Genomic DNA, 5,521 nt, shown 5'->3' with positions numbered 1-5,521 from the left:
CTACATTGATGAAAGAAGCAAGTAATATTCGCTATCTATCACACATCAAAGCCCTATTCAGCCTCGCTTATTAATTTTAAGATAAAGCTATCTTGAATTTGAAAGGCCATTCATCATTTTGATGAATGGTCCTTTTTGTAATTAAAGGGCTGCATTTAATAAAATCAAATCTTAACCTGGTTGATGCTGAATCTAAGGTGAAATCCCTCAGGCAATTTTGCATTTGTCAAAATCCGGGTTTCTTTTAAGCGTTTATCGTTATAAGAGGAGACTTCCATCAACTCTTCATCCATATAAGCAGGATGAGTCATTATCTCAACGCTTGCCCCATCAATTACCCTCCCCTTCAAGTTTTGAAAGTAATCTTCAACCACCATTTCTCCATAAAAGTCATCCAGGAAAACATCTGTAACGGTTTGAACCTCAGCTAGGTGCATTCCGGCATTACGCACTGGCAATCCGTATTTATCAGACAGATTTTGAATAACCGGTAGAAATGCTGTTATTCCGTGTACATGATGATGGCTATCGAAATGAGTTGGAAACAGACCAAATTCCAAGAATCTTTCGATCTGTGCTGACCACTCCCTCTCCAATTCTCTCAAGGAAATACGAGTAGGGTTCTCATACACCACACCTTGCTTCTTAAAGAAACCAGATTCGTCAACTAAACTCGGCACGTCGTTCAACAGAGGTTTTCCCCATGTGAGCACTAAATGTATACCTACTTTCAACGACGGTGTCTTCTTTGCTAATTCAATCGCATGTTCCGTTGCTTTCGCATTCATCATGATGGTTGTTGAATTGACAATTCCATATTTGTGGCTATCCAAAATCCCATAATTCACCGCTTTAGTTAACCCGAAATCATCTGCATTTACAAGGACTTCAATCATGATAAATTATCCTGCAACTCCTTTTTTCCAAAAAACTGCGGCAGATAATCTTTATGTGCCACCAGCATTTCGTCTAAGATAAGTTTCGCAACCCGATCACTAGGAACGAGTGGATTAATCGTCATGGCAAGCAACGCAGTATCATAGTCACCTGAGACTGCAGCTTCGATGGCCACCCTTTCAAAGGATTTGATTTGCTGAATTAAACCGCGAACAGCGACTGGAAGCTCTCCTACATTGATTGGCTTAGGACCATCCCTGGTTATCACGCAACTGGTTTCAATCGCAGATCCATAAGGAATGCCTTCAATCGCACCATGATTGATGGTATTTACCGCTTGAATATCACGTTTATCTGTATGCATCGAGCAAATCAACCTTACTGCCGCATCACTGTAGTACGCTCCTCCGCGCTCTTCAAGCTGCGGCGGCTTGATGTCCAAACCCTTGTCTTTGTAAAGCTCGAATAATCCTGCTTCAAGTCTTTGAACGACCTCGGCACGTGTTTCCCCTTTTTCAGCATCCTTCAATTCCTGGGCCAGCACATCTCCGGTTTTATAATAGTAGTTGTGGTATGGACACGGAAACAGGTTCAACGCTCTAAGGAATTCCGGCTCCCAGCCCATTGCATGGATATTCTTCATCGTGACGGCTTTAGCTGGATCTGTAATCAGATTGATGATTTGATCTTTGACACTCTCCCCATCAACGAATACATCCAAGCCGTAAACCATATGATTCAACCCAGCAAAGTCGATCCGGACTCTTGATGGCTCGACATCCATCAAATCAGCAACACCTCGTTCCATACCAATCGGCACATTGCAAAGGCCGATGATTTTGGAAATATTACTGTGACGCAGAACTGCTTCCGTTACCATACCAGCAGGATTCGTGAAGTTAATCAGCCAGGCATCCGGACATAATTCCTCCATTTCACGAGCAATATCCAGAATGACGGGAATCGTTCTTAAAGCCTTAAAAAGCCCACCTGGTCCATTTGTCTCCTGTCCAATCACTCCGTGTTTCAACGGAATCTTTTCATCAAGTGCCCTTGCTGCAAGCTGGCCAACTCGCAGCTGGGTTGTTACATAATCCGCCCCTTTAAGCGCTTTCTTTCTGTCTAGCGTAAGATGGACATCAATATTCACACCAGCCTTTTCAATCATCCTTCTTGCTAAATCCCCGACAATTTCAAGCTTTTCCTTTCCCGGTTCGATATCCACGAGCCAAATTTCACTCACGGGAAGTTCCTCATGATATTTAATGAAACCTTCAATCAATTCTGGCGTATAGCTCGATCCTCCGCCAATCGTGACAATCTTCAGACCCTCGCTCATTCAGCAGCCCTCTCTTTCACTACATTTGCATGTAAGAATTCTTCGCGTAAATCGATCATTTCTATTGCAAGATCCTTTACAGTCATCGCCGTCATTAAATGATCTTGAGCATGCACCAGTATAATGGGAAGATCAAATTTGTCCCCGCCCGCCTCTGCATGGATTAATTGAGTTTGGTATTTATGGGCTTGCAGTAATTCCGTTTCTGCCTCGGCGATTTTCAAACGAGCAGAATCAAAATTCTTTTTCTTAGCCTCCTGCATCGCTTCCATTGCAAAGCTTCTCGCATTCCCACTATATAAAATCAATTGAAAGGATAGCTGGTATAATTCTTCTTTTTCCATTTTCATCACTACTTTCTTAAACGTTTAGCGTTTCTGAATCTTTTGTAAGCTCTGTTTTATTTTTGGTATCTATCTTCACTTGAGCATATACGAATGGTAAATAAATCGCTGTTGAAATGACTAAGTTGACCGCAGCCAAGACCGCTCCGGATACATGCCCGCCAGTGGCTAGGAATCCGCCCACAATCGGTGGGGTAACCCATGGAATCTTAGCAACGATCGGGAAAACCATTCCGCTGCTTACCGCTAAATACGAGATCACCGTTGTAATTACCGGACCGAGAACAAATGGAATGAACCACATTGGATTCAGAACGATAGGCAATCCGAATAGGATAGGTTCGTTAATCTGGAACACCCCTGGTGCCCCTCCAAGTGCAATCATCTGTTTATAACGTTTCCGACCGGCAATGATCATTGCGATGATGAGGCCCAATGTTGCACCAGATCCTCCTAAATAAACAAATGCATCCAGGAAAGAACCTGCCAATACCCCATATTGGTCCATGTCCTTGACACCTTTTGCATATAAATCAATATTTTTCACACCCGAACTTTCAAAAAGCGGTGTTGTTATCCCTCCAAGGATATTTGGTCCGTGCAAACCAATCATCCATAATAAATGAACAAGAAATACTAGTAAAATAGCGAATGGCAATGAATCTACTGCACTTTGTAAGGGAGATACAATCACTTTACTCAGCCAGTCATTCAGTACCTGTCCATCCGTAACTTTACGGAATAGCAGTCCGAATACACCAGCGGCAAGAATCGTTGCCATACCCGGCACTAACTTTGCAAAAGAACGGGCTACCGCTGGAGGTACTCCATCAGGCAACTTAATGACTAAATATTTCACTCGGGAAAGTCTCACAAATATTTCGGTTGCTATTAAGGCAACGACTATTCCTGTAAAGAGGGCTGTAGCATTAAAATAGTTCACGCTTACGAAACCCCATGCCCCGCCTGTAACATCCTTATCATCAATGGTTAAAGTGACATTTCCGATTTGAGGTAATAATAGGAAGAAACAGGCCGAGGAAACTAGCATCGCTTCAAAACCATCGTCGCCGTATGATCTTGCTAGTTTATAAGAAATGCCGAATACAGCGAATACCGTCATGAATGCAAAGGTTCCAAACCAAATATCACCGCCTAGCGTATTCCATGCTGGACCGAAAATGGCCTCCATCATTCTTCCGTAAGGCTTGATGACTTGCCCAAGATTATTGAACAGGACGGCAAAAGACCCGATCATTGTAATCGCTATCATTCCAATCAATGCGTCACGAATCGCGAGCAGATGCCGGTTATTTCCTATTTTCACCGCTCCAGGCATAATATACTTATCAATAAAAGTCATCATATCCTTATTCTCCTTTTATTAAAGTAGTGGCTTGTTTTAGTACTTCTTCACCATTACATAGACCATAGAACATTGGATTGATGGTTGCGACCGGAATTCCCTTTTCCTTTCCCGCCTCCTGTAACTTGGAAAGAAGATACCGAACTTGCGGACCTAATAAAATCACATCAGCCTTATCCATTTCATTGTTCACTTCTGTAGAACCAACAGCCCATATATGACACTCCACCCCTTGTTTTTTAGCGCTTTCCTCCATCTTGGTAACTAATAAACTGGTAGACATCCCTGCAGAACAACATAATAAGATATTCATTGAAATTACCCCCCTTTTAATGATTGATTATTCAGTATTTTCAAGAAAAATAGAACCATAATTTTATAATAAATGATGTTCCTTTGTTTTATCACTCCCCTTGAAAGGTATTTTTGAACTGGGTATTATTACCTCCACATATATATTGTAGTTACAAATCTAAAAAATATCAACACAATTTTTAATTTGTTATTACAAATTTTTGATTTAAAGTTGATTATTGAACTTATCCGATATAATCTATATGTATATATTGGAATGAGTAAAGGAGGCATCACTGTGGAGACCATGAATAAAGAAGCGGCATTGCATTCCATAGTTAAGGAATCGATTATCGATCTTATAAAAAATGGCGAGTATCAAACAAATACAAAATTACCGACTGAAGCTGAGTTTTGTAAAATATACGGAGTAAGCAGGACAACAGTGCGCACGGCCTTACAGCAATTGACAGTCGAAGGCTACATCTACCGTGTTCAAGGTAAAGGGACTTTCGTTTCGGAGAATAAAGTGAAGCAATTTCTTACAAGCACGGTTGAAAAGTTCTCAGAGCAAATCACGATGCAAGGAAAAAATCCTTCTACAAAGGTCATTAGCTTAAAGGTGATTGAAGCAAATGCTACCCTTGCCAAGCTTTTCAAGCAAAATATTGGAGATCCAGTAAACAAACTGGAACGGATTCGTTACGTAAACGATGTCCCCCTTCAATATGAAATTGCCTATCTGCCTTGGTATAAAACACCCGGGCTTAATATCGAAGCCTGTGAAAAATCACTCTTTACAGTACTTGAAACACAATTCAATTTAAAAGTAAAAAAAACGGTCGAACACTTGGAGTTTTCACTAGCCGACGATTCCATTTCTGACAAATTGGATGTACCCAACGGTTCACCTTGTTTTTCATTAGAAACTTACACATATGAGGTTGATGGATCGGTCATTGAATTTTCTAAAACTCTCTTTAGAGGCGATCGTGCACACTTTGTCATCGAACGGAACTATTGAATGATAATTAAAAGAAGACGGATGCCTATTTCATTAAGGCAGCCCGTTTTTTTGTGTGCTTCTTATTCAGCATTTCGATTTGGGATTGAATATATTTTTTTATATGCGTTCATTTAGAGGCAATCATAACGATTGCCTCTCAGACTGTAGACAAACTCGATGAAAATCGAGTTTGTCTATTTTTTTATGAGTTGTACAATTTGGCCGTTGATTTTCCACTCCAGGCACTCGCTTTCCGCGGGCGGTCGGGGAGCCTC

At 41.1% G+C, this 5,521-nt stretch carries 6 protein-coding genes; 1 reads left to right on the top strand and 5 read right to left on the bottom strand.

The window, feature by feature from the left end; genetic code table 11:
* Positions 1-164: 164 nt before the first annotated feature.
* The 5 genes from chbG to N9I19_RS23670 are packed head-to-tail and all read right to left on the bottom strand — an operon-like array spanning position 165 to position 4,259.
* Positions 165-896, bottom strand: coding sequence for a chitin disaccharide deacetylase (gene chbG, locus N9I19_RS23690; RefSeq protein WP_317779179.1), 732 nt, complete (start codon positions 894-896; stop codon positions 165-167).
* Positions 893-2,236: a 6-phospho-beta-glucosidase gene (locus N9I19_RS23685; protein ID WP_317779178.1), complete on the bottom strand. Its 1,344-nt coding sequence runs from the start codon at positions 2,234-2,236 to the stop codon at positions 893-895. Before N9I19_RS23685 ends, chbG begins: the two co-directional genes overlap by 4 nt.
* Positions 2,233-2,580, bottom strand: a complete 348-nt coding sequence (locus tag N9I19_RS23680) for a PTS sugar transporter subunit IIA (RefSeq protein WP_089365117.1) — start codon at positions 2,578-2,580, stop codon at positions 2,233-2,235. Before N9I19_RS23680 ends, N9I19_RS23685 begins: the two co-directional genes overlap by 4 nt.
* A gap of 16 nt (positions 2,581-2,596) precedes the next feature.
* Positions 2,597-3,946 (bottom strand): PTS sugar transporter subunit IIC, encoded by a 1,350-nt coding sequence (locus N9I19_RS23675; RefSeq protein ID WP_089365114.1) that lies wholly within the window; start codon positions 3,944-3,946, stop codon positions 2,597-2,599.
* 4 nt (positions 3,947-3,950) lie between these two features.
* Entirely contained in the window at positions 3,951-4,259 is a 309-nt protein-coding gene (locus N9I19_RS23670; RefSeq protein ID WP_061462489.1) for a PTS sugar transporter subunit IIB, read from the bottom strand.
* Positions 4,260-4,547: 288 nt separating this feature from the next.
* Here N9I19_RS23670 and N9I19_RS23665 point away from each other — a divergent pair, with 288 nt between their 5' ends.
* On the top strand, positions 4,548-5,264 hold the full coding sequence (locus N9I19_RS23665; protein WP_061466026.1) for a GntR family transcriptional regulator: 717 nt from the start codon (positions 4,548-4,550) through the stop codon (positions 5,262-5,264).
* The last annotated feature ends 257 nt before the right edge of the window (positions 5,265-5,521 follow it).

This window comes from Peribacillus sp. CSMR9 (assembly GCF_033141925.1).
Taxonomy (GTDB): Bacteria; Bacillota; Bacilli; order Bacillales; family DSM-1321; genus Peribacillus; species Peribacillus simplex_A.
This window is presented reverse-complemented; position numbering and strand designations above follow the sequence as displayed.

Bases quoted from the DNA above. Each gene is read 5' to 3' on its own strand.
- chbG (WP_317779179.1), bottom strand. From the start codon at position 896: ATGATTGAAGTCCTTGTAAATGCAGATGATTTCGGGTTAACTAAAGCG.
- N9I19_RS23685 (WP_317779178.1), bottom strand. From the start codon at position 2,236: ATGAGCGAGGGTCTGAAGATTGTCACGATTGGCGGAGGATCGAGCTAT.
- N9I19_RS23680 (WP_089365117.1), bottom strand. From the start codon at position 2,580: ATGGAAAAAGAAGAATTATACCAGCTATCCTTTCAATTGATTTTATAT.
- N9I19_RS23675 (WP_089365114.1), bottom strand. From the start codon at position 3,946: ATGATGACTTTTATTGATAAGTATATTATGCCTGGAGCGGTGAAAATA.
- N9I19_RS23670 (WP_061462489.1), bottom strand. From the start codon at position 4,259: ATGAATATCTTATTATGTTGTTCTGCAGGGATGTCTACCAGTTTATTA.
- N9I19_RS23665 (WP_061466026.1), top strand. From the start codon at position 4,548: ATGAATAAAGAAGCGGCATTGCATTCCATAGTTAAGGAATCGATTATC.